Source organism: Pseudomonas sp. YH-1 (genome assembly GCF_051990045.1).
In the GTDB taxonomy this organism is placed as follows: Bacteria; Pseudomonadota; Gammaproteobacteria; order Pseudomonadales; family Pseudomonadaceae; genus Pseudomonas; species Pseudomonas nicosulfuronedens.
Genome location: NZ_CP178184.1, coordinates 2,315,814 through 2,341,092, shown reverse-complemented (window position 1 = coordinate 2,341,092; position 25,279 = coordinate 2,315,814). Strand labels below are relative to the sequence as shown.

Here is a 25,279-nt window from a genome sequence, read left to right as displayed (position 1 = left end):
TCACAGAATAAGGTCGCGCAATTCATCCGGCAGACCGCCGGGTTCTTTGATGGCTGCGAGATCGGCCTCGGCAACCGCATTCCATTTGTCTTCGTCCCACAACTGGAACTTGTTCAGCTGGCCGACCAGCATCGCTTTCTTGTCCAGGCCGGCGTACTCACGCAGGCGCGGCGGAATGAGAAAACGCCCGGCGCCATCCAGCTCCAGGTCAACGGCATTACCAATCAGCAAACGTTGCAGGCGCCGCGTTTCTTCGCGCAGCGAGGGCAGTTCGCGCAGCTTGGCTTCGATGAGTTCCCATTCCGGGAGGGGGTAGACGGTGAGGCAGGTGTCGACGGCATCGATGGTGACGATGAGCTGGCCATTGCAACGCGAAACGAGCTCGTCACGATACCGACTCGGCATCGCGAGGCGCCCTTTGGCGTCGAGACTGATGGCGTTAGCTCCGCGAAACACGTCAGCGCTTCCCCTGTGGTTGGCTATCCATGCCTGTTGATCCCACTTTTACCCACTTCGTACCACTTCCGCACACTATAGAAATCCACGCTCCCCACCGTCAAGGCGAGCCAGAGGGGAAAAATCCTTACAGGACCGAGATTTAGCGTGCTTTTGCGAGGTTCGGGGAGGGAATTTGACGCGCTAGAAAAGAGAAAAGCCCAGTGTTTTCAAAACACTGGGCTTTCATACTTAAAGTGATTTCTTAAGTTTGTAACTTCTTCCGGTCAGCGACAAATGGTCATGTGGGAAGAAGTGGAGGAAAAGTGGTGAGAGTCGATCTGTAAGCCGGGTTCTGTCGAGGACAGCCATTCCTCTGGGACATACATCACTGCATGCCTCAAGCGATCTACCCGAACCCAACGCGGGCCGCGCCAATGGGTTCCTATTTGATCTTGCTCCGAGTGGGGTTTACCTAGCCACGAACTGTTGCCAGCCGTGCGGTGCGCTCTTACCGCACCTTTTCACCCTTACCGGCGCTTGCGCGCTTAGGCGGTTATTTTCTGTGGCACTTTCCGTAGGCTCGCGCCTCCCAGGCGTTACCTGGCACTCTGCCCTATGGAGCCCGGACTTTCCTCCACCCCGTGGTGGAACACCACGGAACAGCGACTGTCCAATCGACTCTCAGTCCGCAAGGTTAGCGGCTGACGGCGCTCAGGACAAGCTCAAGCCTTGCCCTGGCGCTCCAGCGCGATCTGATAAAGCTGGTTCTTGCGTGCTCCGGTGATCTCCGCGGCAAGCGCTGCGGCACGCTTGACGGGCAGTTCCGCCAGCAGCAGATCGAGCACCCGCAGCGTCTGTGCGTCCACCGCCTCATCGCCTTCCGGTGCGGGCTTGCCGGCCACCAGCAGCACACACTCGCCGCGCTGCTGGTTACTGTCGGACGCTACGAATTCGCGCAACTCGCCCAGCGGCAGCCCTTTCAGGGTCTCGAAGGTCTTGGTCAGCTCGCGCGCCAGCAGCGCTGGCCGTTCGTCGCCAAAGATCGCCGCCATGTCCTCGATACACTCCAGCACGCGATGCGGCGCTTCGTAGAAGATCAGGGTGCGCGGCTCATCCACCAGCGCCTCCAGGCGCCCACGGCGGCCGGCGACCTTCGCCGGCAGGAAGCCTTCGAAGACAAAACGATCCGACGGCAGGCCAGCAGCGGAAAGCGCGGCGATCAGCGCACAGGCCCCCGGCACCGGCACGACAGCGATGCCCGCCGCGCGCGCCTGGCGCACCAGGTGGTAGCCCGGATCGGAAATCAGCGGCGTCCCCGCATCGGAGATCAGCGCGACGTCCTCGCCAGCCTGCAGCTTGGTGAGGAAGCGGCCGCCCTGCTCCCGCTCGTTGTGTTCGTGGCAGGCCGCCAGCGGCGTCTGGATGCCGAAGTGCTGCAGCAGGCGCACGGAGTGTCGGGTGTCTTCGGCCGCGATCAGGGCCACGTCGGCCAGCACCTTCAGCGCCCGGGCGCTGATGTCGTCCAGGTTGCCAATAGGAGTGGCCACCACATAGAGAGTGCCTAGGGTCACGCGGGAGAACCTCACCGGAAGTGTCGGAAAAGACGCATTGTATCCCGATTCCGGCAGCCGCCATCGCGTCCCCCTCGCCGCTTGGGTACAATCGGCAGCTCTTTGAATGCGTCACGAGAAGCCCGATATGATCGCTCGCCTGCGTCCGCTATCTGCTCTGTTCCTGGCCGGCATGCTCGCCGCCTGTGCATCCTCCCCGTCGTCCAATCTCGGCGAACTGCCGCGCACCCCGGACGCCAGCATCGAACAGCTGCTGCAGCAGGCCTCCACTGCCAAGCCGGACGAAGCTACCGTCCTGCGCCTGTCCGCCGCCGATCTGGCCTACAAGCAGAAGGATCTCGGCCGCTCTACGCAGATCCTCGACCAGATCCCCATGGACAGCCTGAAGCCCGCCCAGCAGGTCTTCGCCAGCACGCTGCGCGCCCAACTCGAACTGGCCCGCAACAAGACCAAGGCTGCACTGAAGGCCTTCGACAACCCCAGCTTCCAGCGCCTGGGCGAAATGCCAGTGGACCTTCAGGCCCGCGCCGGCATGGTCAAATCCCTGGCCCTGGCCGCCGACGGCCAGACCCTGAGCGCCGCCCGCGAGCGCGTGTTCATCGATCCCCTGCTGAACGCCGAGGCCAGCAAGGCCAACCATGAGGAAATCTGGAAACTGGTGTCCAGCCTGCCCCTGGATCAAATGCAGGCCAGCAGCAACGAAGGCGACCTGAACGGCTGGCTGGAACTGGCGCGCATCACCAAGTCCTCGTCGACCCTGAAAGAACAGCAGTCGAACATCGACAACTGGGTCGCGCAGAACCCCGACCACCCGGCCGCCAAGCAATTGCCCGACGCGCTGACCAAGCTGAAGTCCCTGGCTGCCCAGCCACTGAACAAGATCGGCCTGCTGCTGCCGCAGCAAGGCCAACTGGCCTCCGTCGCCCGCGCGCTGCAGGACGGCTTCCTCGCTGCCCACTACCAGGCCCAGCAGGGCGGCCAGGCGCAGCCGGCCATCAAGCTCTACGACAGTACCCAGGTGCGTTCGCTGGACGAGTTCTACCGCCAGGCCCAGGCCGATGGCGTACAACTGGTCGTCGGCCCCCTGGAGAAGAACCTGGTCAAGCAGATGAGCAGCCAGCCGCAACTGCCGATCACCACACTGGCGCTGAACTACGCCGACGGCAACCAGGAAGGTCCGGCCCAGCTGTTCCAGTTCGGCCTGTCCGCCGAGGACGAAGCCCGCGAAGTCGCAAACCGCGCCTGGAACGACGGCATGCGCCGCGCCGTGGCCCTGGTGCCACGTGGCGAGTGGGGTGATCGCGTACTCGCCTCCTTCAGCCGCAACTGGCAAGCCGCCGGCGGCACCCTGATCGCCGCCGAGCACGTCGACCAGCCAGTGGAACTGGCCCGCCAGATCGCCGACCTGCTGCAACTGCGCCAGAGCGAAGGCCGCGCCAAGCGCCTGCAGGGCGTGCTCGACAGCAGCGTCGACACCCAGCCGTCGCGCCGCCAGGACATCGACTTCATCTTCCTCGCCGCCACCCCGCAGCAAGCCCGCCAGATCAAGCCGACCCTGGCCTTCCAGTACGCTGGCGACCTGCCGGTCTACGCCACCTCCAACTTGTACACCGGCGTGAACAACCCGGCACAGGACCAGGACCTGAACGGCATCCGCTTCTGCGAGACTCCGTGGCTGCTGAACCCGAACAACGCCCTGCGCCAGCAAGTCGCTGCGCAATGGCCGGCCGCCAACGGCAGCCTCGGTCGCCTGTACGCCATGGGCGCCGACGCCTACCAGCTGGCCCCGCGCCTGCCGGAGCTCAAGGCCGTGCCGAGCATGCAGGTCGACGGCCTGACCGGCACCCTGAGCGTCAGCGCCAGCCAGCGTGTAGAGCGCCGCCTGCCCTGGGCCGAGTTCAAGAACGGCCAGGTCCAGCCGCTGGAGAATAGCGGTATTTGATCGGTAACAGCCCCACCCAGAAAGCCGGGCGGCAGGCTGAAGCCGCCGCCCTGGCCCACCTGGAACAGCATGGATTGCGCCTCCTGGCGCAGAACTGGATGTGCCGCCGAGGCGAGCTCGATCTGGTCATGCTGGACGGCGATACAGTAGTATTCGTCGAAGTTCGCTCCCGCCGGCATTCTGCCTGGGGCGGAGCGCTGGAGAGCGTGGACATGCGCAAGCGTCAACGCCTGGCCATTTCCGCCGAACTCTTCCTGCAACAGAACGCCCGCTGGAGCAGCCACCCCTGCCGGTTCGACATCGTCGCCATCGACGCGCGCACCCCAGGCTCCGCAGGGCACTTGAACTGGATTCCCAACGCTTTTGACACCTGATCAGACGCCCGACGAAAGGTCACACCTGATGGACATGCAATCCCGTATCCGCCAGCTCTTCCATGCCAGCATCGAGACCAAGCAACAGGCCACCGAGGTGCTCATCCCGCATATCGAGCAGGCCAGCATGGTCATGGTCAATGCCCTGCTGAACGAGGGCAAGATTCTCTCCTGCGGCAATGGCGGCTCCGCCGGCGACGCTCAGCACTTCTCCTCCGAACTGCTGAACCGCTTCGAGCGCGAGCGCCCGAGCCTGCCGGCGGTCGCCCTGACCACCGACAGCTCCACCATCACCTCGATCGCCAACGACTACAGCTACAACGAAGTCTTCTCCAAGCAGATCCGCGCACTGGGTCAACCAGGTGACGTACTGCTGGCGATTTCCACCAGCGGCAACTCGGCGAACGTCATTCAGGCGATCCAGGCCGCACATGATCGCGAAATGGTTGTCGTAGCTCTGACCGGCCGCGACGGCGGCAACATGGCATCGTTGCTGCTGCCCGAAGACGTGGAGATCCGCGTTCCGGCCAAGGTCACCGCACGCATCCAGGAAGTCCACCTGCTGGTCATCCACTGCCTGTGCGACCTCATCGACCGTCAACTGTTCGGGAGTGAAGAATGACCCGTACCCCACTGATCGCAGCCGCACTGGCCGTGACCATGGCACTGGGTGGCTGCACGAGCTTCGTGAGCGCCACCCGCGACAAACCGATCGACGATGACAAGGGCACCCGCACCCTTGGCAGCAAGATCGACGATTCGCTGATCGAAACCAAGGTGGCGGTGAACGTCGCCAAGGCCGACCCCGCCCTCGACCGCGACTCCCACGTCGTGGTGATCAGCTACAACGGCGTGGTGCTGCTGGCCGGCCAGACTCCTCGCGCCGACCTGAAGAACAAGGCCGAACAGGCCGCCAAGGAAGTGCAGAAGGTCAAGACCGTGCACAACGAGCTGCAGATCCTGCAGCCCTCCTCCCTGGCCGCCCGCAGCAACGACACCTGGCTGACCACCAAGATCAAGAGCCAGATGCTCGCTGACGCGAACGTGCCCTCCACCCGCATCAAGGTTCTGACCGAGAACGGCATCGTCTACATGCTGGGCCTGGTCACCCGCAAGGAAGGCGACCTGGCTACCCAGGTGGTCCAGGGCGTGGACGGCGTGCAGAAGATCGTCCGCCTGTTCGAGTACATCGACTGATCACTCGATTGCAGGCATGAAAAAGGCGACCCTCGGGTCGCCTTTTTTATTACTTCACCACCTTGAGACTCGGCCGGCCACTGGGGCGCGGCGGCTCGTCGGAGGGACCGTCATCCGGTAGATCCTCATCATCGGTGGGCACCGGTGGCTCCAGATCGAAGACCATGCCCTGGCCGTTCTCCCGTGCGTAGATCGCCATCACCGCCTGGGACGGGACATAGAGACTCTGGGCGACACCACCGAAGCGACCTTCGAAGCTGACCGCCTCGTTATCCATCTGCAGATGGCGCACCGCGGTCGGCGAGACGTTGAGTACGATCTGGCCGTCGCTGGCATACCCCGGCGGTACCCGCACGCCCGGATACTCGGAATTCACCAGGATATGCGGCGTGCAGCCGTTGTCGACGATCCACTCATAGAGGGCTCGCACGAGGTAGGGACGACTGGAGTTCATCATCAGGCTCCTTAGCGCATATCACGTTCGACAGAGGACAGGCTCGCACGGAAAGCTTCCCGCGCAAACTGCCGCTCCATGTAGTCCAGCAGAGGCTTCGCCGGCCGCGGAAGCTCAATCCCCAGGATCGACAGACGCCAGAGGATCGGCAACAGGCAGCAATCCACCAGGCTCAGCTCGTCACTGAGGAAGAACGCCTTGTCTGCGAACAGCGGCGACACTCCGGTCAGGCTCTCACGCAACTCCTTGCGCGCCAAGGCTCGTTCGGCATCCTTGCGGCGGGTATCGAGGATGCGGTCCACCAGGCTGCACCAGTCGCGCTGGATGCGGTGCATCAGCAGGCGGCTGTTGGCGCGGGCCACCGGGTAGACCGGGAGCAGCGGCGGGTGTGGATAACGCTCATCGAGGTACTCCATGACCACCGTCGACTCGTAGAGCGCGAGATCGCGATCCACCAGGGTCGGCAGGCTGCCATAGGGGTTCACTTCGGCGAGTTTGGCCGGGATGTTTCCGGCGGGTACGTCGATGATGTCGGCAACGACGCTCTTCTCGGCCAGCACCAGGCGCACGCGGTGACTGTAGTGGCAGGAAGGATCGGAGAAGCAGGTGAGCTTATTGATTGCGGCCATGCCGCGCGCCTCCTCGCAGGATCTTCTTGTGGGAGGTAGAAAAACGCACGCGCGCCCCGTAGGGCGCGCGCTTGTTACTACGACGGGTGGTGCTTAGTGCACGTCCTTCCAGTATTCGCGCTTGAGCAGGTAGGCGAATACGAAGAAGAAGGCCAGGAACAGCAGGACGTAGGTGCCGATGCGCTGGGAATCCAGCTTGTTCGGGTCAGCCGAATAAGCCAGGAAGGTCACCAGGTTCTTCACCTTCTCGTCAAACTGAGCTTCGGTCAGCTGGCCGGATTTCGGAACGATGGTCAGCTGGTCGCAGGCTTCGTGGGTCAGCGGGGTACCGGTCAAAGGATCGTACTGCTTCTTGCCATCCTCGACGACCTGAACCTGCTTGCAACCGACGACCTGGCGACCCTGCAGGCTCACCAGCACGTTCGGCATGCCAACGTTCGGGAAGACCTTGTTGTTCACGCCCCACGGGCGCTTGGGATCTTCGTAGAACGAACGCAGGTAGGTGTACAGCCAGTCAGCACCACGAACACGGGCCACCAGGGTCAGGTCCGGCGGCGCAGCACCGAACCATACCTTGGCGTCAGCCGGCTTCATGCCGATGTCCATGTGGTCGCCGATCTTCGCACCGGTGAACACCAGGTGGCTCATCATCAGCTCTTCCGGAATACCCAGATCACGGCCGACACGCTCATAACGCTGGAACTTGGCGCTGTGACAGCCCATGCAGTAGTTGGCAAAGGTACGTGCGCCATCCTGCATGGCGGCCTTGTCGGTCAGGTCGATATCGACCTTGTCCAGAGCAGGGCCATGGCCTTCAGCGGCGAAACCGAAGACAGGCAGCAGAGCCAGAACAAATGCAGCGAATTGCTTTTTCATCAGCCAGTCACCCTTTCCGGAACCGGTTTGGTTTTCTCCATCCGGGTGTAGAACGGCATCAGGATGAAGAAGGCGAAATACAGAATGGTGCACAGGCGGGACAGCGTGGTACCCAGCGGAGACGGAGCTTGCGAACCGTAGTAGCCGAGGACAACGAAGGACACCGCGAAGATCACCAGCCAGATCTTGCTCAGCCAGCCCTTGTAGCGGATCGAGCGGACCGGGCTACGGTCCAGCCACGGCAGCACGAACAGCACGGCGATGGCGGCGCCCATGGCAATAACGCCCATCAGCTTGTCCGGAACGGCGCGCAGGATGGCGTAGAACGGCGTGAAGTACCAGACCGGGGCGATGTGATCCGGGGTCTTGAACTGGTTCGCCATCTCGAAGTTGGGCTTCTCGAGGAAGAATCCGCCCATTTCCGGGAAGAAGAAGATCACGGTGCAGAAGACGAACAGGAAGACCACGACACCGACGATGTCTTTCACGGTGTAGTACGGGTGGAACGGGATGCCGTCCAGCGGGATGCCGTTCTCGTCCTTCTTCTTCTTGATGTCCACGCCGTCGGGGTTGTTCGAACCGACTTCGTGCAGCGCCAGGATGTGCAGCACGACCAGGCCGAGCAGGACGATCGGCAGGGCGATCACGTGCAGGGCGAAGAAGCGGTTCAGGGTGATCCCGGAGATCAGGAAGTCACCACGAATCCACTGGGACAGGTCTTCACCGATCACCGGGATGGCGCCGAACAGCGAGATGATCACCTGGGCACCCCAGTAGGACATCTGACCCCAGGGCAGCAGGTAGCCCATGAAGGCCTCGGCCATCAGGGCGAGGTAGATCAGCATGCCGAAGATCCACACCAGCTCGCGCGGCTTCTGGTACGAACCGTACAGCAGGCCACGGAACATGTGCAGGTAGACGACCACGAAGAATGCCGACGCACCGGTGGAGTGCATGTAGCGGATAATCCAGCCGTAATCTACATCTCGCATGATGTACTCGACGGAAGCGAAGGCCTCTTCCGCCGACGGGGTGAAGCTCATGGTCAGCCAGATACCGGTGAGGATCTGGTTAACCAGGACCAGCAGTGCGAGCGAACCGAAGAAGTACCAGAAGTTGAAGTTCTTCGGGGCGTAGTACTTGCTCAGATGGTCTTCCCACATCTTGGTCGCGGGGAAGCGGGCATCGACCCAAGCCATGAACTTGTTCATCAGGCTTTCTCCTGGTCCACACCGATGGTCAACTCATCACCATCCAGCGTATAGGGCGGAATCGGCAGGTTCAGGGGCGCGGGTTGTCCCTTGTAAACGCGGCCGGCAAGATCGTAATGGGAGCCGTGGCACGGGCAGAAGTAACCACCCTTCCAGTCCGGACCGAGATCCGCGGGAGCGACTTCCGGGCGGAAGGTCGGCGAGCAGCCCAGGTGGGTGCAGATACCGACGATCACAGCCAGCTCGGGCTTGATCGAACGCAGCTTGGGATCGACGTACGCCGGCTGCTCCGAAGCCTTCGACTCGGGGTCGGCCAGTTGCCCATCGAGAGTCGGCAGCGCATCCAGCATTTCCTTGGTGCGATGCACCAGGAATACCGGCTTGCCGCGCCACTCGGCCACGACTTGCTGGCCCGGCTCGATCTTCCCTACGTTGACCTTCACCGGCGCGCCAGCGGCCTTCGCCTTGGCACTGGGGAACCATGACCCCACGAACGGGACCGCAGCTCCGACCGCTCCTGCCGCACCTACCACCGAGGTGGCCGCGACAAGGAAGCGACGCCGGCCTGCATTCACGCCGTCATTACTCATTCAGTCGTCTCCCATCAGCTTCAAGCCTGTTCAAATCAGGCTTTTAAGTAAAAATTCGAGCCGCGCAAAAAATTCGCCAAATGGTAAAGAAAAGCCCTTGTGATGACAAGGTAATAGCCTGTTACGGAAAGCCTGGAACCCTTATAGGACGCGGCCTGCATGGATGCGACACCTTGCCGCACGAGTTTATTGAAGACATAAAAAAACGCCCAGTCCAAAGGATCTGGGCGTTTTTTTCGAAGCGTCGTATTAACGCTTGGAGTACTGCGGACGCTTACGCGCTTTACGCAGACCGACTTTCTTACGTTCAACTTCGCGAGCATCGCGAGTGACGTAGCCGGCTTTACGCAGGGAGCTGCGCAGGGTTTCGTCGTACTCGATCAGAGCGCGGGTGATACCGTGACGGATCGCACCAGCTTGACCGCTTACGCCACCGCCAACGACGGTTACGTAGATATCGAACTTCTCGGTGTTCTCGGTCAGCTCGAGCGGCTGACGGACAACCATGCGAGCGGTCTCACGACCGAAGAACTGCTCGATGGAGCGGTTGTTGATGGAGATCTTGCCAGTGCCCGGACGCAGGAAGACGCGAGCGGTAGCGGTCTTACGACGGCCAGTGCCGTAATTTTGAGTCGCCGACATAATGAGCTATCCCGTTAAATCTTCAGTTCTTGAGGCTGCTGAGCGGTGTGCGGGTGGCTGGCACCCTTGTACACTTTCAGCTTGCGGTACATGTCGCGGCCCAGCGGGTTCTTCGGCAGCATGCCTTTGACGGCAGTCTCGATAACGCGCTCAGGAGCCTTGGCGATCAGCTTCTCGAAGTTGATCGACTTGATACCGCCCGGGAAGCCCGAGTGATGGTAGTACATCTTGTCGGTAGCTTTGGCGCCAGTGACACGAACCTGCTCGGCGTTGATGACGACGATGTAGTCGCCGGTGTCAACGTGCGGGGTGTATTCCGGCTTGTGCTTGCCGCGCAGGCGGGTAGCAATCTCGGTAGCCAGACGACCCAGGGTCAGGCCAGCAGCGTCGACGACGAACCAGTCGCGCTTAACAGTTTCTGGTTTCGCGGTATAAGTTTTCATTCGTTATAGCCTCAGGGGCCGCCTGAAAATAAGACGGCGAATCTTACTGGACAGTGGTTGCCTTGACAAGTCAAGGACAGCCGAAGACAGACACGAATTGGGGCTCGGGTCGGTGTGCGTCCGTAACGACTAGATGTATCAATCGGCAGGCTTTGGCATCCCCCACCGATGAAAGGCTGCGGAATTATGCAGATTCCGGCAGAATTTTCAACTGTATGACGCACTTGTTTTCATGAGGAGACCCGCATGGAGTACCGCCCGCTCGGCCGCACCGAACTGAAAGTCAGCGCCCTCTGCCTGGGGACCATGACCTGGGGCGAGCAGAACACACAAGGTGAGGCCTTCGCCCAGATTGAACGGGCCAAGGCCGCCGGTCTGAATTTCATCGATACCGCCGAGATGTACCCGGTGCCGCCACGCGCGGAAACCTACACCCGCACCGAGCAGATCATCGGCAACTGGTTCGCCCAGCGCGGCGATCGCGCCGACTGGGTACTCGCCAGCAAGATCGCCGGCCCCGGCAACTCCATCAGCCACATCCGTGACGGCCAGCCGAAGCTCGACCGCAAGAACATCGTCGCGGCGCTGGACGGCAGCCTCAAGCGCCTGCAGACCGACTGGATCGACCTCTACCAATTGCACTGGCCCGAGCGCAGCACCAACTTCTTCGGCCAACTGGGCTACCAGCACAAGGAAGAAAGCTTCACGGCACTGGAAGACACCCTGGAGGCGCTCGACGAGCAGGTCCGCGCCGGCAAGATCCGCCACGTCGGCCTGTCCAACGAGACCCCCTGGGGCACCATGCGCTTCCTGCAGATCGCCCAGGAGCGCGGCTGGCCGCGCGCCGTGTCGATCCAGAACCCCTACAACCTGTTGAACCGCAGCTTCGAGGTGGGCCTGGCGGAAATCGCCCTCCGCGAGCAGATCGGCCTGCTGGCCTACTCGCCGCTGGCCTTTGGCATGCTCTCGGGCAAGTACTTCGGCGGCGCCCGCCCGGCCAACGCACGGATCACTCTGTTCAGCCGCTTCACCCGCTACACCAACCCGCAGACCGCCCGCGCCTGCGACCGCTACGTGGCCCTGGCCCGTGAGCACAGCCTGGACCCGGCGCAGATGGCCCTGGCCTTCGTCACCAGCCGGCCGTTCGTGACCAGCAACATCATCGGCGCGACCAACCTCGAGCAACTGGAAGCCAACCTTGGCAGCTTCGAGCTGAAGCTCTCCGACGAGGTGCTGGCCGGCATCGAGGCGATCCATAAGGACCAGCCGAACCCGGCGCCCTGATCGCCCCGCAAACGAAAAAGCCCGGCAATGCCGGGCTTTTTTCATCCGCTGCGGTTACAGCGCGCGGGCGATGATTTCCTTCATGATCTCGTTGGTGCCGGCGTAGATGCGCTGCACGCGCGCATCAGCCCAGGCGCGGGCGATCGGGTACTCCCACATGAAGCCGTAGCCCCCATGCAGTTGCACGCATTCATCGAGCACCTTGCATTGCAGGTCCGTGGTCCAGTACTTGGCCATCGCTGCCGTGGGTACGTCCAGCTTGCCCTCCAGGTGCTGCTCGAGACAGCGATCGACGAAAACGCGGCCAACCTGGATCTCGGTGGCCATTTCCGCGAGCTTGAAGCGCGTGTTCTGGAAGTCCGCGACGGATTTTCCGAAGGCCTTGCGGTCGCGGGTGTAGTCCAGCGTCCACTTCAACGCCGCTTCGGCCGAGGCCAGTGCACCGAGGGCGACGGTCAGGCGCTCCTGAGGCAGTTCCTGCATCAGGTAGATGAACCCCTGCCCGTCCTTGCCCAGCAGGTTTTCCTTGGGGATGCGCACGTCCTGGAAGAACAGCTCGGAGGTGTCCTGGGCCTTCATGCCGACCTTCTCCAGGCGCTTGCCCTTGCTGAAGCCCGGCGTGCCCGCCTCCACCAGGAACAGGCTGGTGCCCTTGGCGCCAGCCTTGGGGTCGGTCTTGGCGACCACGATCACCAGGTCAGCCAGCCAGCCGTTGGTGATGAAGGTCTTCGAGCCATTGATCACGTACTCGTCGCCGTCCAGCACGGCGGTGGTCTTCACACCTTGCAGGTCGGAGCCCGCACCCGGCTCGGTCATGGCAATGGCTGACACCATCTCGCCGGAAATCAGCTTGGGCAGGTAGCGCTGCTTCAGCTCTTCGCTGCCGTAGTGAAGGATATAGGGTGCGACGATGTCCGAATGCAGCGAGAAACCGATGCCGGTCAGGCCCAGGCGACCGATCTCCTCGATCACCACGGCGCTGTAGAGGAAGTCCGCCGCCATGCCGCCGTAGGCCTCGGGCAGATGCGAGCAGAGCATTCCGGCCTCCCCCGCCTTGTTCCACAGCTGGCGGTCGACGTGACCGTCCTTTTCCCACTGGGCGTGGAAGGGAACTGCCTCCTGTTCGAGAAACTTGCGGACGCTGTCGCGGAACAGCTCGTGGTCGGAACTGAACAGGGTTCTTGGAATCATGCGGTGCACCTGCGGATCGGTTGTAGGAATTATTTGAAGGCCGACTGTAGGCCAAGCACGAACCGCTCTGCACTGGACACTTTCGCCAAAAAATAAGACGATCCAGCCGCATCATGACCGCTTTAGCGTCATGCAAAGACATCCATAAGAAGTACAAGAACCGATGCCCAACCCAGCTTCCCGCGTGCTGCGCCGCGTCAGCATCCTTGCTACCCACGGCGTGTTCGGCTCCACCCTGATGCAGGCCAAGGATTTCTTCCACATGGCCGCCCTGCGCCATGGCCGCCAACAGGGCCTCGGTCTGAAGCCCAGTTTCGAAACCCGCATCGTCAGCCCCGACGGCCAGCCGGTGATGAGTTTCAGCGGCGACCTCCTGCCCGTACACGGCGCCCTGGACGAACCGGAACTGGTCATCCTCCCCGCTTTCTGGGGCGACTTCGACGAACTGCTGACCCTCTATCCACAGGTAATGCCCTGGCTGCGCGAGCGCCATGCGGCCGGCTGCGTACTGTGTGGCGAGGTCTCCGGGGTGTTCTGGCTAGCCGAGGCGGGATTACTCGACGGCAAGGAGGCGACCACCTACTGGCGATTCTTCCGCGAATTCGCCGAGCGCTACCCCAAGGTACTGCTCAATCAGGAGAAACACATCGCGGATGCCGACAACATCTACACCGCCGGCGGCCTTACCTCGGCCTGCGACCTGTATATCTACCTGATCGAACATTTCTGCGGCGCTACAGTGGCCCAGGGCGTGGCCCGCGACATTCTCTACGAGGTGCAGCGCAGCTACGTGCCCGGCCGACTCGGATTCGGTGGACAGAAACTGCACCACGACCCGGCCATCCTGCAGATCCAGCACTGGCTCGAAGAGCACTTCTGCGACAAGTTCCGCTTCGAGGACGTCGCCCGCGAGCACGGCATGAGCATTCGCAACTTCATGCGGCGCTTCCAGGCGGCTACCGGTGACAAGCCGCTGCACTACCTGCAACGCCTGCGCATCGAGACCGCGCGCAACCTGCTGTCTACCAGCCGCAAGAGCATCAAGACAATCAGCTACGAAGTCGGCTACGACGACGCCAGCTTCTTCGCCCGCCTGTTCAGGCAGCACACAGGACTGTCGCCAAATCACTACCGACGCCAGTACGAACAGAAGGAAGCCTGAAACAGGCCATCCCTAGGATGGGTTCACGGACTCGGGTGCCGCCCTATGATTCGGGCAGCTTTCGACAACAAGAACCCAACGGGATATCGCCATGCGCCGCTTTCTGCTTGCCCTGCTGGCCGTCTTCAGCCTGAACGCTGTGGCGGACGACACCTGGAAACCCTTCCCCTACGACCAGAGCGCCTTCGACTATAGCGGCGACAAGCTGCGTGAGGCCTGGCCTCGCCTGACGCGCGGTTTCGGCGCCAACTACCCCTTCCCGGATGCGGACTGGGTGGTGACCATGGCCACGAAACATCCCGAAGCCCTGGAGAAGACCGTGGCCGCCGGCACTGGCTTCAGCGGTAAGCCGGAAGAAGCGCAGGTCTATGCCGAGAAGCTGCAGGATGTGTGGCGCAAGGTATTCCGCGGCGACTTCGCCCAGGCCAAGAAGGATGGCCTGGCGCTGGGCGTCGGCGGCCAGGTGCCGGGTATGTTCGCGCAAGTTCTGTACGCGATGTTCCTCGCGCCGAACCAGGACGAGAAGCAGCGCCTGCTGGAGGAAGTCATCAGCTACACCGACGAGGCCGGCCCGCTGCTCAACGCCGACCCCATCGCCCAGTTCGGCCGCGCCTACGCCAAAGCACGCCTGGCCGAGGACCTGCCAGTGCCGGTGGTACTCAAGCGTGGCTATACCAGCGAGATTCCCAAGGAGCTGGACGCCCTGCTGGCCAAGCAGCCGAACCAACCATTCGCCCTGGCGCTCTACGGCGGCTATGAGGCCGGTGTGATCCGCAAGGTCGGCAAGCTGGTGGGCAAGATGACCTACGGAGTGAGCGCGGACAAGATGGAGCAGTACTTCGCCCGCTCCTTCCGTGCCGCCGACGATCTGCCCATCGGCCATTACGAATATGCGAACGCCCTGGCGTACGTCTACGGCGAAGATGAGGAGCAGAAAGCGCTGGAGCAACTGAAGAAGGCAGTGGCGATCAAGCCGATCAACGCCATGGAAGCGCTGGAAGTTGCCCACGCCCAGCAACTGCTGAAGAAAGCGCAGCAGGAGATGGCGCTGCGCTGAGCGCAATGCCCAGTCCGCAGGATGGCGTGGAGCGAAGCGATACCCATCAATCTCGGCACCCGCAGCATGGGTATCGCTCCGCTCCACCCATCCTACAACTACAGATCCCCGCCAATCCTCGCAAACGAAAAAGGCTGCCCTCGGGCAGCCTTTTTCATTCACCGGACCATCAGGGACGGTGCGGGCGGCTCAGGTATTCGTGGGACTGCATTTCCAGCAGGCGGCTCAGGGTGCGCTGGAATTCGAACTCCAGGCGGCCACCGGTGTACAGGTCCTTGAGCTCGACCTCGGCGGAGAGGATCAGCTTGACGTTGCGGTCGTAGAACTCGTCCACCAGGTTGATGAAGCGGCGGGCCATGTCGTCCTTGGCCACGCCCATCTGCTCGACGTTGGAGATCAGGATGGCATGGAAGATCTTCGCCAGTTCGATGTAGTCGTTCTGGCTGCGCGGACCGTCGCACAGCTCGCGGAATTCGAACCAGGCCACGTCATCGCAGGTGATACGCGCGCGGATCTCACGGTTCTCGATCATCAGCGCGTCATCGCGGGTGGCCGCGGCACAGTCCGGGGTCAGCGCCTTGAAGTCGCGGCTCATGGCCTGCTCGGCCTGCTCGGACAGCGGCCAGTGGTACAGCTCGGCCTGCTCCAGGGCACGCAGACGATAGTCAACGCCGCTGTCGACGTTGACCACTTCGGTGTGCTGCTTGACCAGGGCGATGGCCGGCAGGAAGCGGGCGCGCTGCAGGCCGTCCTTGTACAGGCCGTCCGGCACGATGTTGGAGGTTGCCACCAGGCTGACGCCGTTCTTGAACAGCTCCTCCAGCAGGGTCGCCAGGATCATCGCATCGGTGATGTCGGAGACGAAGAACTCGTCGAAGCAGATCACCCTGGCCTCGTCGGCGAAACGCTTGCCAATGATGGTCAGCGGGTTCTTCTCGCCCTTGAGGGTCTTCATTTCCTCGTGGACGCGCTTCATGAAGCGGTGGAAGTGCGTACGCATCTTCTGCTTGAAGGGCAGCGCCTCGAAGAAGGTATCCACCAGGTAGGTCTTGCCACGGCCGACGCCGCCCCAGAAGTACAGGCCCTTCACCGGCTCCTGGGACTTCTTGCCCAGCAGCTTGCCGAACAGGCCGGTCTTGCCCTTACCGGCCGCGACCAGGTCGTCGTAGAGGCGTTGCAGGTGCTTCACGGCGTTCGCTTGCGCGGCGTCGTGGAAGAAATCGGGGCGTTTGAGGTCTTCCTGGTAGCGCTGAAGAGGCGTCATGATCGGTAGCAAGGCAACGAAAACGGGGGCGCACACTTTAGCGGCGCCCCCGTTGCTTGGCAATTGGCCGGTAGTCGGACCGGCCTGCTGCGCCTCACTCCTGTGGAGCGAGAGCCTCGCGCAGACGGTGCATGGCGGCGTCACGCTCCGCGTCGGTGGAGAACTCCGGGCTGTACGCCACGGCTTCGCCATCCAGACGCACGCTGAAAGCATTCAGCTCGGCGTGCAGGTCCAGTGCTTCGGACTGCAGGCGCTTGGTCACCTGGCCGGCGGCCTTGCCATCGGCGAAGGCGATGGAGAGCAGCAGTTGCTCCCCCGCGGCATCGAGCAGACGAAAACGGAAGCCATCGTCCTCGCGGAAGCTGACGAAACGCGCAGCCTTGGCGGCTTTCTTCTTGCCCTCGGACGCCACCTGCACCTGCTCGCGGAACGAACGCAGGCCCACGGCCTCGCGCAGCTCGCCGAGGAACGGGGTGGCGATGCGGCGTGCCTTGGCGGCACCGGCCAGGAGGATGTCCTCCAGGTCGGCCGGGCGGGTGATCAGCGCGTGGTAGCGCTCACGAGCCTCGCCCAGTTCGTTGTCGAGCAGCTCGAACAGGCGCTGCTTGGCTTCGCCCCAGGCCAGACCGCCGAGCAGTTCGGCGCGGAACGCAGCCTGTTGCTCGTGGGTGGAGAAGGCCTGATAGAGGGTGAACAGGTGCGAGTTGTCCGGGTCTTTCGGTTCACCCGGCGCCCGGGAGTCGGTGACGATGCGCGCGACGGCGTCCTTGAGCTGCTTGGCGCTGCCAAACAGCGGGATGGTGTTGTCGTAGCTCTTGGACATCTTGCGACCGTCCAGGCCCGGCAGGGTCGCCACGTCTTCCTCGATCACCACTTCGGGCAGGGTGAACAGCTCCTTGCCGTTGCCGAACAGGTGGTTGAAGCGCTGGCCGATGTCGCGGGCCATTTCCACGTGCTGGATCTGGTCGCGACCCACCGGCACCTTGTGGGCGTTGAACATCAGGATGTCCGCGGCCATCAGCACCGGGTAGCTGTACAGGCCCATGGTGACGCCGGCGTCCGGGTCTTCGCCGGCCTCGACGTTCTTGTCCACCGAAGCCTTGTAGGCGTGGGCGCGGTTGAGCAGGCCCTTGGCGCTGACGCAGGTGAGCAGCCAGGTCAGTTCGGGAATTTCGGGAATATCGGACTGGCGATAGAAGGTCGCCTTGTCCGCATCCAGGCCGCAGGCCAGCCACGTGGCGGCGATTTCCAGGCGCGAACGCTGGATGCGCGTCGGGTCATCGCACTTGATCAGTGCGTGGTAGTCGGCCAGGAAGTAGAAGGAATCTGCCTGCGGATCGCGGCTGGCGACGATTGCCGGGCGGATGGCGCCGGCGTAGTTGCCCAGGTGCGGAGTACCGGTGGTGGTGATGCCGGTCAGGATACGGGTCGTCATGGGAATCCAGGAATCAACACAAATGAAATGGCGGGCCGGATGGTAACGCGGCTGGCCGACCTAGGCGAGCCGGGCCTGTATCAGGTCCTTGAGCTCGATCAGCTTGCCGTGGAAGAAATGGCTGCACTCGGGGATGCGGATCAGTTCGTGGGGCTTGCTCAGCCCGGCGCTCCAGGCATACACGCGCTCGGGCGTGACCACTTCGTCGGCCTCCGGCTGGATCACCGTCAGCGGGCAGCGTTCGGGCAGGTCGACATCAAAGCGCTCCACCGGCGGCGCCAGCATGAACAGCTGCGCGAGCTCAGCGCCCTCCTCTTCCAGACGCTCGGCGGCGTTGCCGGCCACGCAGGAGCCGAAGGAAAAACCCATCAGCGTCAGCGGCAGGTCCGGATGCTGCTCGGCGAGCCAGCGTGCGGCAGCCAGAGCATCATCGACCTCGCCGCGGCCTTCGGCATAACTGCCGGCGCTCTGACCCACGCCACGAAAATTGAAACGCAGAGTGGCGTATCCTGCATCCCTTGCAGCGCGCTGCAGGGTGGCGACCACCTTGTTCTGCATGGTGCCGGCGAACAGCGGATGCGGATGGCAGATCAGCGCGACGCCCGTGGCGTCGGGCGTGGCGAGGTGCAGGGCTTCCAGCTGGCCCTCGGGGCCGTCGAGGAACAGGGGGATTTCGCGGGTGGTCAAACAACAGCTCCGTGACCCCGTGGCGGGTCGTCTCGTCTAGCTCAATACCTGCGCAGGCGGCGAAGCATTCGCCACGGTATACAAGCACAGGTGCAAGCCGCTAACGTAAAGCAAAGCCGTCTATAGAGGAAGGATTCGCGTGGAACAGTCCCTCACCACCTGGTTGCTGCCGCTACTCGCCCTGATCGTCGGGGTCGGCATCGGCTTTCTGATCGCCCGCCTGCTGCCCAACGCCGCGCCCAACAAGCTGCAGCGTCAGGTGGACGACATGCAGGATCGTTTCGATAGCTACCAGCGCGAAGTGGTGACCCACTTCAGCACCTCCGCCAGTCTGATGAAGAAGCTCACCCAGAGCTATCAGGATGTGCAGGAGCACCTGTCCGAGGGCGCCGAGCGCCTGGCCCTGGACGAACAGACCAAGCAGCGCCTGCTGGCCGCCCTGCATGCCGACGAATATCCCGAGCGCCGCGAGCGCCTGACCCCGCCGGCGAACAACGAAGCGCCGCGCGACTACGCGCCCAAGACCGGCGACGGCCCGGGCACCCTGGACGAGACGTACGGGCTGAAGAGCAAGTACTGAGGTCTCCGCCCCAACGAAAAAGCCCCGCCGATGCGGGGCTTTTTCATTCATGCGGCCAGGATTACCAGCGGAAGGTCACGCTGCCCAGTAGCGTGCGCTCCTCGCCCCAGTAACAACGCCCGGCATTGTTGCAGCCGGCAACGTACTCCTTGTCCAGCAGGTTCTTCGCGTTCACTTCGGCGGACCAGTGCTCGTCGAGCTGGTAGCCGAGCAGGGCGTCCACCAGGGTCACGTCGCCGGTATCCAGCTTGCCGTACAGCGATGCCGGGGTGTAGGCGAAGGTGCTGTCGAAGTGCCGTACACCGCCGCCCACGCGCAGCCCTTTGAGGTAGCCGTCGAGGAAGCGGTAGGTACCCCAGGCCGACGCCTGGTTCCGCGGCACGCCGGTCATCTGGTGGTCTTCGAGCAGCGAGCCCGGAGCATCCTGGGTGATACGCGAGTCGGTGTAGGTGTAGGACGCCGTGACACTGAGGTTCTCGGTCAAGTCGCTGTTGACCTCCAGCTCCACACCCTTGGCGCGGCTCTCGCCGACTTGCCGGTAGTCACCCACCACGCTGTCGTAGATCACGTCGTCGGTCTTGCGCAGGTCATAGACCGAAGCGGTGACCGAGGTATTCCAGCCTTTGGGCTCGTACTTCACGCCGGCTTCGTACTGCTCGCTCTTGGTGGGGTTGAGCGTGCCGGACTTGCTGGAAGTCTGCTGGGTCGGGGCGAAGGCGGTGGAATAGCTGACATAGGGCGTCAGGCCATTGTCGAACTGGTACATCAGGCCGGCCTGCCAGGTGAAGTCATGGTCCCAGTAATCGAGGTCGGCCAGGCCGTTGGTGGTGCCGGCGCGGTTGCGGTACTGGCTGTTGACCTCGTCGAGCCGCCCGCCGAGCAGGGCGATCCAGTTGTCGTAGCGCGTCTGCAACTGGCCGTAGAGGCCGTACATCTTCTGCTCCAGCAGCGCATCCTGTACGCGGATCGGCGTGGTCGGCTTGATCGTCCACACCGGATCGAACACATTCACCGAACCACCGGCGCCAGCGTCCCAGTCCTGATTGAACGAGGTACGGTCGAAGCTCGCGCCCAGCAACACGGTGTTGGCCAGCTCGCCGGACTGGAAGTGCCCCTCGAACTGGTTGTCCAGCGAGTAGGTCATCGACTTGTTGTAGCGATCGTACGCCGTATTGCTGACATTGGTACCGAAGCCGCCATTGTTCAGGCTGCCCGGCCACATCTCGCGGCGGTCGATGCGCGATTGCATGTAGCGCGAATTCTGGCGGAACTGCCAGGTATCGTTGAGCTGATGGCTGAACTCGTAGCCCAGGGTCCAGACCTCGCGCTCGAACTTGTCCCAGTCCGGGTTGCCCGACAGCGTGTCCTTGTCGATCTTGCCGTTGGGGTTGTGCAGCAGCGTGCCAGCCGCCGGGTAGCCCAGCTCCATCAGCGTACGGTCGCGCTGGTAGGTGGAGAGGAGCGTCAGCGACGTGGCGTCGTCGAAGTTGAAGGTCATCGACGGAGCGATATAGAGGCGATCGTCCGGCTGATGATCGACCTGGGTGCCGGAGTCGCGGCCCAGCATCACCACGCGGCCGAGGATGTTGCCTTCGTCGCTCAGCGGGCCGGAAACATCGACGCCCAGCTGCTTGCGATCATGGGAACCATAAGTGAGCTGGACCTCACCGCGAGGATCAACGGTCGGCCGCTTGCTCACCAGGTTGACGATGCCTCCGGGCGCATTCTCGCCGTAGAGGATCGAGGTGGGGCCGCGGAACACTTCGACGCGCTCCAGGCCATAGGGCTCGCTGGTGGTGTCGTAACGGTTGCCCTGCACGCGCAGTCCGTCACGCAGCAGGCCGTAGCCCCAGTCGGTGGCGTTGAAGCCGCGAATGAAGAACAGGTCGCCGGCCAGACCATCGCCAGCGGCAAACGGCGGGGCGAAAATGCCCGGTACGTAGCCCAGCACATCGGTCAGGGTCTGCGATTGCTGGTCCTCCATGCGCTGGCGAGTCACCACCGAGATCGAGCGGGGCGTCTCCGCCAGGGAAGTGCTGGTTTTGCCCGCAGTGGAGCTGACCTTGGCGTTGTAGCCGCTGTCGTCCAGTTGCTCCGCACCCACACCGCTACCGATGATCGAGGTCGAATCCATCTGCAGCACGGTACCGTTCGGGTCCGGTTGCAACACGTAGCCGCCGGACTCCTGCGGCACCGCCTGCAGACCCGTGCCATCGAGCAGCAGCGCCAGGGCCCGCTCGACGCTGTAGCGACCATCAAGGCCCTTGCTGGACTTTCCGGCAGTCAGGTCGTTGTGGCCGACCAGATAGATCCCGGCCAGGCTGCTGAACTGGTTGAGTGAGGCCGCCAGAGCGCCCGGTGCGATGTGGTATTCGCGCAGAGCGGCCTGTTCCGCACCAGAAGCTGCCTGGGTGGGCGAGCTCAGGGGCAGCGCAGCGACGCTGCAGAGCGACAACGAGATGGCCAGCGCCAGCGGCCGCCGGGCGAAGCGGCGCGAGGAGTAGGTGGGCGAGTACATGGAATTCCCTGGTTCGGTGCAGTGGGTAAAAGTGCGTTTCTGTGGAATGACCGAACGGGAAACTGAAAAGGGAACCGCCGCGGAAAGTTTTTCCGCGATACGTCAGACGGACTCGATGCTCACCCACCACGGTGTCAGACGCTGGACCCTGACCGGCAATGCCGCTGCCAGCAGTCGCAGCGCCTGGTCACTGTCGTCCAGGGGGAAGGCGCCCATCACCGGCAGCTGCGCGACGGCCGGGTCACAACCCAGGTAGCCGTGGCGATAACGGCCCAGTTCCTCGACCAATTGTCCCAGCGACAGGTTCTCGGCTGTGAGCACATGGCGTACCCAGGACTCACCTGCCGTCTGCGCAGGCGACACCTCACCAATGCCAAGGCGCGTGAAATCGACGCGCTGACCGGCCTCCAGCACCCGCCGCTCGCCACTGTCCGCGGTGCGGATTTCCACCGCGCCGGCGTAAACATTGAGGCGCGTAGCGTCGCCCAGCTGCCTGACCGCGAAGCGCGTCCCCAGCGCGCGCAGGCGCCCTTGCTCGGTGTCGACAAGGAAGGGTCGGTGCGCGGCGTCCCTGGCGGTGTCCACCAGCACTTCGCCGAAGCGCAGCCGCAGCAGGCGTTGGTCCGGACCGAAGTCGGCATCCACCGCACTGATCGCCGCCAGCCAGAGATGGGTGCCATCGGCGAGAATCGCCTCGCGAGTCTCGGCGGTACGGGTGCTGTAGTCAGCGCTCCAGCCTTGCACCAGCCGTGGCAACGGAGTGCCGCGCCAGGTGCCCCAACCAAGCAGCAGGCCGCCACTGAGTACCAACAGGCTCTTGAGCCCCTGGCGACGTGAGAGCTGACGCTCGCCACTGGCCCTGAGCACCCGCCCCGCCAGTTGCCTCTCGCCTTGTAATGGCGCGAAGCGTTGGCCTATACGCTCGACGTAGTGCCAGGCGGCCTGGTGCTCGGCGTGCAGATCAAGCCACTGGCGCCATTGCGCATGGAGTTGCGCGCTGGGATTTTCATCCTGCAGCAGCACGTACCAGTTCGCCGCCTGCTGCAGGCTGGCGTGACTGAGCTTGTCGTCGCGACCGTTCACTCCACCAGCACTCCATCCAGCTCGGCTTCCAGCACCGCGCAATGCAGGAAAGCCTGGGCGAGGTACTTCTTCACCATGCGCTCGGACACCCCCAGCTCCACGGCGATTTCGCGGTACGGCAGGCCATCGATCTGTGCCAGCAGGAAGGCCCGGCGCACCCTGGCGGGCAGACGTAGAAGCAGCGCGTCCACCTGCTGCAGGGTTTCCAGGATCAGCGCCAATTGCTCGGGAGACGACTGCACCGCTTCGGGCTGAGCGGCCAGGGCTTCCAGCCACGCCTGCTCCAACTGCAGACGGCGCCACTGGTCGATCACCAGGCCGCGGGCAATGGTCGCGAGGTAGGTGCGCGGTTGATCGAGATACACCGCGATACCCTTGGCCCGCACCGTGAGCACGCGCAGGAAAGTGTCCTGGGCGAGGTCGGCAGCCCCCTGTGAGCAGCCCGTCTTGCGGCGAATCCAGCCTTGCAGCCAGCCATGGTGGTCCGCGTAGAGGCGGTGCATGTCGTGATCCGCGAGTTGTGTACGACCCAGTAGCGACACCACCGCACCTGCTATTCAGCAAATAATAATCAGTCGCATTATATGCAGGTGTCGATCGACGGCAATAGCCATCTGCCAGCGAATGTCTGCGGGGCGAAACAATCGACCGGGCAGCCCGCCACGGCGGCTTCAGCAGAATCTCAGGCAAGAAAAAACCCCGCAGATGCGGGGCTTTTTCAATTCAGCGCCGTGCGATCAGATCGCGCCGCGCTGGCGGAGCAGGTCAAGAACGGCCTTGACGCCCTCTTCCACCGACTGGCTCTGGGTATCGATCACCAGATCGGCATCCAGCGGCACGTCGAACGGGAAAGACTCGCCCGGAATGTTGTCCTGGCCGGCGGCATACAAACCCTGCGGGTCGCGTTCACGGCAAACCTGCGGAGAAGCCTGGACGTAGACGGTGACCAGGCGCTCGGCGCCGATCAGCGATTTGGCGCGTTCACGCCCCTCGGCGCTCGGAGCGACGAAGGCGCACAGGCTGATCAGGCCGGCCTCGTTGAATTGCCTGGCGACATGAGCGGTGCGCAGCCAGTTCTCAGTGCGACCGGCGCGATCCTGTGGCAGCCCCTTGTTCAGGTCATGACGCAGGTTCTGGCCGTCCAGCACATAGACCGCGCGGCCCATGTCGAACAGCTTGCGCTCCACCGCGTAAGCCAGTGTGCTCTTGCCCGCCCCGGAAAGACCGCTGAACAGTACGGTGGCCGGTTGCTGGCCGAAGCGTGCTGCACGCTCTTCCCGAGCTACATGGGCGTTTGCACCGTGGTGTACAGCACTGCCATGGCTCGACTGCGGGGCGGCGATGATCATGCCGGCACCAACGGTGCCATTGGTCAGGCGATCGATAACGATGAAGGCGCCGGTGGTGCGGTTCTGGTCGTAGCCGTCCAGCGCAATGGACGCATCCAGGCTGACCTTCACGCGGGCGATCTCGTTGAGCTTGAGTTCGCTGGCGGCGGTCTCTTCCAGGGTGTTCACGTCCACCTTGTGGGTGATGCTCGGGATCGAGCCCGGCACGTAGCTGGTAGCGCGCTTGATGTCGTACTTCTTGCCCGGCAGCATCGGCTCTTCGGCCATCCACACCAGCATGGCGTCGAAGCCGTCGGTTACCTGCGGACGGTTGTCGGCATGCACCAGCATGTCGCCGCGCGATACGTCGATCTCGTCTTCCAGGGTCAGGGTGATGGCCTGGCCGGGACCGGCCTGCTCCAGCTCGCCCTCGAAGGTGACGATGGACTTGACCTTGCTGCCCTTGCCAGACGGCAGGGCCACGACTTCGTCACCCTTGCGCACGATGCCGCTGGCCAGGGTACCGGCGAAGCCACGGAAGTTCAGGTTCGGACGGTTGACGTACTGCACCGGGAAGCGCATGTCGTCGAGATTGCGGTCGCCCGCGACTTCCACGGTCTCGAGGATTTCCATCAGCGACTGGCCGGTGTACCACGGCGAGCGCTCGGACTTGTTGACCACGTTATCGCCCTTCAGCGCCGACATCGGCACGAAGTGCAGGGAGTTGGTCTTGAGGTTGATCTTCTCGGCGAACTGCAGGTAGTCGGCCTTGATCTGCTCGAAGACGCCCTCGTCGAAGCCCTTGAGGTCCATCTTGTTGATGGCGACGACGATGTGCTTGATGCCCAGCAGCGAGGCAATGAAGCTGTGCCGGCGGGTCTGGGTCTGCACGCCGTAGCGGGCGTCGATCAGGATGATGGCCAGGTCGCAGGTGGAAGCGCCGGTGGCCATGTTGCGGGTGTACTGCTCATGGCCGGGGGTGTCGGCGATGATGAACTTGCGCTTGGAAGTGCTGAAGTAGCGGTAGGCCACGTCGATGGTGATGCCTTGCTCGCGCTCGGCCTGCAGGCCGTCCACCAGCAGTGCCAGGTCGACGTCGTCGCCCGTGGTGCCGACTTTCTTGGAATCCTTGGTGATGGCCTCGAGGTGGTCCTCGTAGATCATCTTGGAGTCGTGCAGCAGGCGCCCGATCAGGGTGCTCTTGCCGTCGTCGACGTTGCCGCAGGTGAGGAAGCGCAGGAGTTCCTTGCGCTCGTGCTGGGCCAGGTAGGCGAGGATGTCCTCGCTGATCAGATCGGATTGATGCGACATGGTGCGAGAACC

The 25,279-nt window shown here is 63.2% G+C and carries 25 protein-coding genes and 1 other RNA gene; 8 read left to right on the top strand and 18 right to left on the bottom strand.

From position 1 onward, the window contains the following. The 3 genes from mraZ to rsmI form a co-directional block, all read right to left on the bottom strand. Complete coding sequence (gene mraZ, locus ACKI1H_RS11080; protein WP_081517487.1) at window positions 1-456, bottom strand: division/cell wall cluster transcriptional repressor MraZ; 456 nt, start codon at window positions 454-456, stop codon at window positions 1-3. 307 nt (window positions 457-763) lie between these two features. Further along, window positions 764-1,120: RNase P RNA component class A (gene rnpB / locus ACKI1H_RS11075), an RNA gene on the bottom strand. A gap of 40 nt (window positions 1,121-1,160) precedes the next feature. Then, window positions 1,161-2,009, bottom strand: a complete 849-nt coding sequence (gene rsmI / locus ACKI1H_RS11070; RefSeq protein WP_171049467.1) for a 16S rRNA (cytidine(1402)-2'-O)-methyltransferase — start codon at window positions 2,007-2,009, stop codon at window positions 1,161-1,163. Window positions 2,010-2,136: 127 nt separating this feature from the next. On the opposite strand from rsmI, the gene ACKI1H_RS11065 reads away from it, so the two are divergent. The 4 genes from ACKI1H_RS11065 to ACKI1H_RS11050 are packed head-to-tail and all read left to right on the top strand — an operon-like array spanning window position 2,137 to window position 5,522. Next, window positions 2,137-3,951: a penicillin-binding protein activator gene (locus tag ACKI1H_RS11065; protein ID WP_138521305.1), complete on the top strand. Its 1,815-nt coding sequence runs from the start codon at window positions 2,137-2,139 to the stop codon at window positions 3,949-3,951. Continuing rightward, on the top strand, window positions 3,948-4,325 hold the full coding sequence (locus ACKI1H_RS11060) for a YraN family protein (RefSeq protein ID WP_138521303.1): 378 nt from the start codon (window positions 3,948-3,950) through the stop codon (window positions 4,323-4,325). The genes ACKI1H_RS11065 and ACKI1H_RS11060 overlap by 4 nt, the downstream gene beginning before the upstream one ends. 28 nt (window positions 4,326-4,353) lie before the next feature. Further along, window positions 4,354-4,947 carry a phosphoheptose isomerase gene (locus ACKI1H_RS11055; protein ID WP_017518113.1) on the top strand — a complete coding sequence of 198 codons (594 nt, stop codon included), beginning with the start codon at window positions 4,354-4,356 and terminating at the stop codon, window positions 4,945-4,947. Continuing rightward, the gene (locus tag ACKI1H_RS11050; protein WP_138521301.1) at window positions 4,944-5,522 is read left to right on the top strand and encodes a BON domain-containing protein; all 579 of its coding nucleotides are present in this window, start codon (window positions 4,944-4,946) and stop codon (window positions 5,520-5,522) included. Before ACKI1H_RS11055 ends, ACKI1H_RS11050 begins: the two co-directional genes overlap by 4 nt. Window positions 5,523-5,571: 49 nt before the next feature. On the opposite strand, the gene ACKI1H_RS11045 is transcribed toward ACKI1H_RS11050, so the two are convergent. The 7 genes from ACKI1H_RS11045 to rplM form a co-directional block, all read right to left on the bottom strand. Further along, window positions 5,572-5,976 (bottom strand): ClpXP protease specificity-enhancing factor, encoded by a 405-nt coding sequence (locus ACKI1H_RS11045; RefSeq protein ID WP_081517483.1) that lies wholly within the window; start codon window positions 5,974-5,976, stop codon window positions 5,572-5,574. Window positions 5,977-5,987: 11 nt separating this feature from the next. Continuing rightward, window positions 5,988-6,605: a glutathione S-transferase N-terminal domain-containing protein gene (locus tag ACKI1H_RS11040; RefSeq protein WP_138521299.1), complete on the bottom strand. Its 618-nt coding sequence runs from the start codon at window positions 6,603-6,605 to the stop codon at window positions 5,988-5,990. Between the two features lie 93 nt (window positions 6,606-6,698). Next, a complete protein-coding gene (locus ACKI1H_RS11035; RefSeq protein ID WP_138521297.1) occupies window positions 6,699-7,481 on the bottom strand; it encodes a cytochrome c1 in 783 nt (260 codons plus the stop codon). After that, window positions 7,481-8,692 carry a cytochrome b gene (locus tag ACKI1H_RS11030; protein ID WP_138521295.1) on the bottom strand — a complete coding sequence of 404 codons (1,212 nt, stop codon included), beginning with the start codon at window positions 8,690-8,692 and terminating at the stop codon, window positions 7,481-7,483. Before ACKI1H_RS11030 ends, ACKI1H_RS11035 begins: the two co-directional genes overlap by 1 nt. Then, complete coding sequence (gene petA, locus ACKI1H_RS11025) at window positions 8,692-9,282, bottom strand: ubiquinol-cytochrome c reductase iron-sulfur subunit (RefSeq protein WP_138521293.1); 591 nt, start codon at window positions 9,280-9,282, stop codon at window positions 8,692-8,694. Before petA ends, ACKI1H_RS11030 begins: the two co-directional genes overlap by 1 nt. A gap of 249 nt (window positions 9,283-9,531) precedes the next feature. Further along, complete coding sequence (rpsI, locus tag ACKI1H_RS11020) at window positions 9,532-9,924, bottom strand: 30S ribosomal protein S9 (RefSeq protein WP_015475858.1); 393 nt, start codon at window positions 9,922-9,924, stop codon at window positions 9,532-9,534. A gap of 14 nt (window positions 9,925-9,938) precedes the next feature. Beyond that, entirely contained in the window at window positions 9,939-10,367 is a 429-nt protein-coding gene (gene rplM / locus ACKI1H_RS11015) for a 50S ribosomal protein L13 (protein WP_152220722.1), read from the bottom strand. Between the two features lie 246 nt (window positions 10,368-10,613). On the opposite strand from rplM, the gene ACKI1H_RS11010 reads away from it, so the two are divergent. Continuing rightward, window positions 10,614-11,651 carry an NADP(H)-dependent aldo-keto reductase gene (locus tag ACKI1H_RS11010; protein WP_440468352.1) on the top strand — a complete coding sequence of 346 codons (1,038 nt, stop codon included), beginning with the start codon at window positions 10,614-10,616 and terminating at the stop codon, window positions 11,649-11,651. A 54-nt stretch (window positions 11,652-11,705) separates the two neighbouring features. Here ACKI1H_RS11010 and ACKI1H_RS11005 read toward each other — a convergent pair whose 3' ends face one another. Then, on the bottom strand, window positions 11,706-12,851 hold the full coding sequence (locus ACKI1H_RS11005) for an acyl-CoA dehydrogenase family protein (protein ID WP_416744864.1): 1,146 nt from the start codon (window positions 12,849-12,851) through the stop codon (window positions 11,706-11,708). A gap of 253 nt (window positions 12,852-13,104) precedes the next feature. Between ACKI1H_RS11005 and ACKI1H_RS11000 the strand changes: the two genes are divergently transcribed. Both ACKI1H_RS11000 and ACKI1H_RS10995 read left to right on the top strand, forming a co-directional pair. Further along, complete coding sequence (locus ACKI1H_RS11000; RefSeq protein ID WP_171049469.1) at window positions 13,105-14,004, top strand: GlxA family transcriptional regulator; 900 nt, start codon at window positions 13,105-13,107, stop codon at window positions 14,002-14,004. Between the two features lie 91 nt (window positions 14,005-14,095). Further along, a complete protein-coding gene (locus tag ACKI1H_RS10995) occupies window positions 14,096-15,061 on the top strand; it encodes a hypothetical protein (RefSeq protein WP_138521285.1) in 966 nt (321 codons plus the stop codon). A 169-nt stretch (window positions 15,062-15,230) separates the two neighbouring features. Here the strand turns inward: ACKI1H_RS10995 and zapE are convergent, their stop codons facing one another. From zapE to ACKI1H_RS10980, 3 genes are all read right to left on the bottom strand, one after another. Next, the gene (gene zapE, locus ACKI1H_RS10990; RefSeq protein WP_440468351.1) at window positions 15,231-16,325 is read right to left on the bottom strand and encodes a cell division protein ZapE; all 1,095 of its coding nucleotides are present in this window, start codon (window positions 16,323-16,325) and stop codon (window positions 15,231-15,233) included. A gap of 94 nt (window positions 16,326-16,419) precedes the next feature. Continuing rightward, a complete protein-coding gene (locus ACKI1H_RS10985; RefSeq protein ID WP_440468350.1) occupies window positions 16,420-17,760 on the bottom strand; it encodes a tryptophan--tRNA ligase in 1,341 nt (446 codons plus the stop codon). 60 nt (window positions 17,761-17,820) lie between these two features. Beyond that, window positions 17,821-18,447 (bottom strand): alpha/beta hydrolase, encoded by a 627-nt coding sequence (locus ACKI1H_RS10980; protein WP_440468349.1) that lies wholly within the window; start codon window positions 18,445-18,447, stop codon window positions 17,821-17,823. A gap of 139 nt (window positions 18,448-18,586) precedes the next feature. On the opposite strand from ACKI1H_RS10980, the gene ACKI1H_RS10975 reads away from it, so the two are divergent. After that, window positions 18,587-19,027, top strand: coding sequence for a YhcB family protein (locus ACKI1H_RS10975; protein ID WP_045209602.1), 441 nt, complete (start codon window positions 18,587-18,589; stop codon window positions 19,025-19,027). A 61-nt stretch (window positions 19,028-19,088) separates the two neighbouring features. Here the strand turns inward: ACKI1H_RS10975 and ACKI1H_RS10970 are convergent, their stop codons facing one another. The 4 genes from ACKI1H_RS10970 to cysN all read right to left on the bottom strand — a co-directional run bounded on the left by ACKI1H_RS10970 (window position 19,089) and on the right by cysN (window position 25,267). Next, window positions 19,089-21,545: a TonB-dependent siderophore receptor gene (locus ACKI1H_RS10970; RefSeq protein WP_440468348.1), complete on the bottom strand. Its 2,457-nt coding sequence runs from the start codon at window positions 21,543-21,545 to the stop codon at window positions 19,089-19,091. A 102-nt stretch (window positions 21,546-21,647) separates the two neighbouring features. Beyond that, on the bottom strand, window positions 21,648-22,628 hold the full coding sequence (locus ACKI1H_RS10965; protein ID WP_440468347.1) for a FecR domain-containing protein: 981 nt from the start codon (window positions 22,626-22,628) through the stop codon (window positions 21,648-21,650). Further along, a complete protein-coding gene (locus ACKI1H_RS10960) occupies window positions 22,625-23,131 on the bottom strand; it encodes a sigma-70 family RNA polymerase sigma factor (RefSeq protein WP_440468346.1) in 507 nt (168 codons plus the stop codon). Before ACKI1H_RS10960 ends, ACKI1H_RS10965 begins: the two co-directional genes overlap by 4 nt. Before the next feature lie 234 nt (window positions 23,132-23,365). Next, a complete protein-coding gene (cysN, locus tag ACKI1H_RS10955; RefSeq protein WP_138521270.1) occupies window positions 23,366-25,267 on the bottom strand; it encodes a sulfate adenylyltransferase subunit CysN in 1,902 nt (633 codons plus the stop codon). Window positions 25,268-25,279 lie beyond the last annotated feature (12 nt).

Coding starts and splice junctions, on each gene's coding strand:
- petA (WP_138521293.1), bottom strand. CDS start 9,282: ATGAGTAATGACGGCGTGAATGCAGGCCGGCGTCGCTTCCTTGTCGCG.
- rplM (WP_152220722.1), bottom strand. CDS start 10,367: ATGAAAACTTATACCGCGAAACCAGAAACTGTTAAGCGCGACTGGTTC.
- rpsI (WP_015475858.1), bottom strand. CDS start 9,924: ATGTCGGCGACTCAAAATTACGGCACTGGCCGTCGTAAGACCGCTACC.
- zapE (WP_440468351.1), bottom strand. CDS start 16,325: ATGACGCCTCTTCAGCGCTACCAGGAAGACCTCAAACGCCCCGATTTC.
- ACKI1H_RS10960 (WP_440468346.1), bottom strand. CDS start 23,131: ATGCACCGCCTCTACGCGGACCACCATGGCTGGCTGCAAGGCTGGATT.
- ACKI1H_RS11065 (WP_138521305.1), top strand. CDS start 2,137: ATGATCGCTCGCCTGCGTCCGCTATCTGCTCTGTTCCTGGCCGGCATG.
- ACKI1H_RS10985 (WP_440468350.1), bottom strand. CDS start 17,760: ATGACGACCCGTATCCTGACCGGCATCACCACCACCGGTACTCCGCAC.
- cysN (WP_138521270.1), bottom strand. CDS start 25,267: ATGTCGCATCAATCCGATCTGATCAGCGAGGACATCCTCGCCTACCTG.
- ACKI1H_RS11000 (WP_171049469.1), top strand. CDS start 13,105: ATGGCCGCCCTGCGCCATGGCCGCCAACAGGGCCTCGGTCTGAAGCCC.
- ACKI1H_RS11010 (WP_440468352.1), top strand. CDS start 10,614: ATGGAGTACCGCCCGCTCGGCCGCACCGAACTGAAAGTCAGCGCCCTC.
- ACKI1H_RS11050 (WP_138521301.1), top strand. CDS start 4,944: ATGACCCGTACCCCACTGATCGCAGCCGCACTGGCCGTGACCATGGCA.
- ACKI1H_RS10970 (WP_440468348.1), bottom strand. CDS start 21,545: ATGTACTCGCCCACCTACTCCTCGCGCCGCTTCGCCCGGCGGCCGCTG.
- ACKI1H_RS11040 (WP_138521299.1), bottom strand. CDS start 6,605: ATGGCCGCAATCAATAAGCTCACCTGCTTCTCCGATCCTTCCTGCCAC.
- ACKI1H_RS11030 (WP_138521295.1), bottom strand. CDS start 8,692: ATGAACAAGTTCATGGCTTGGGTCGATGCCCGCTTCCCCGCGACCAAG.
- ACKI1H_RS11035 (WP_138521297.1), bottom strand. CDS start 7,481: ATGAAAAAGCAATTCGCTGCATTTGTTCTGGCTCTGCTGCCTGTCTTC.
- ACKI1H_RS11055 (WP_017518113.1), top strand. CDS start 4,354: ATGGACATGCAATCCCGTATCCGCCAGCTCTTCCATGCCAGCATCGAG.
- ACKI1H_RS10995 (WP_138521285.1), top strand. CDS start 14,096: ATGCGCCGCTTTCTGCTTGCCCTGCTGGCCGTCTTCAGCCTGAACGCT.
- ACKI1H_RS11045 (WP_081517483.1), bottom strand. CDS start 5,976: ATGAACTCCAGTCGTCCCTACCTCGTGCGAGCCCTCTATGAGTGGATC.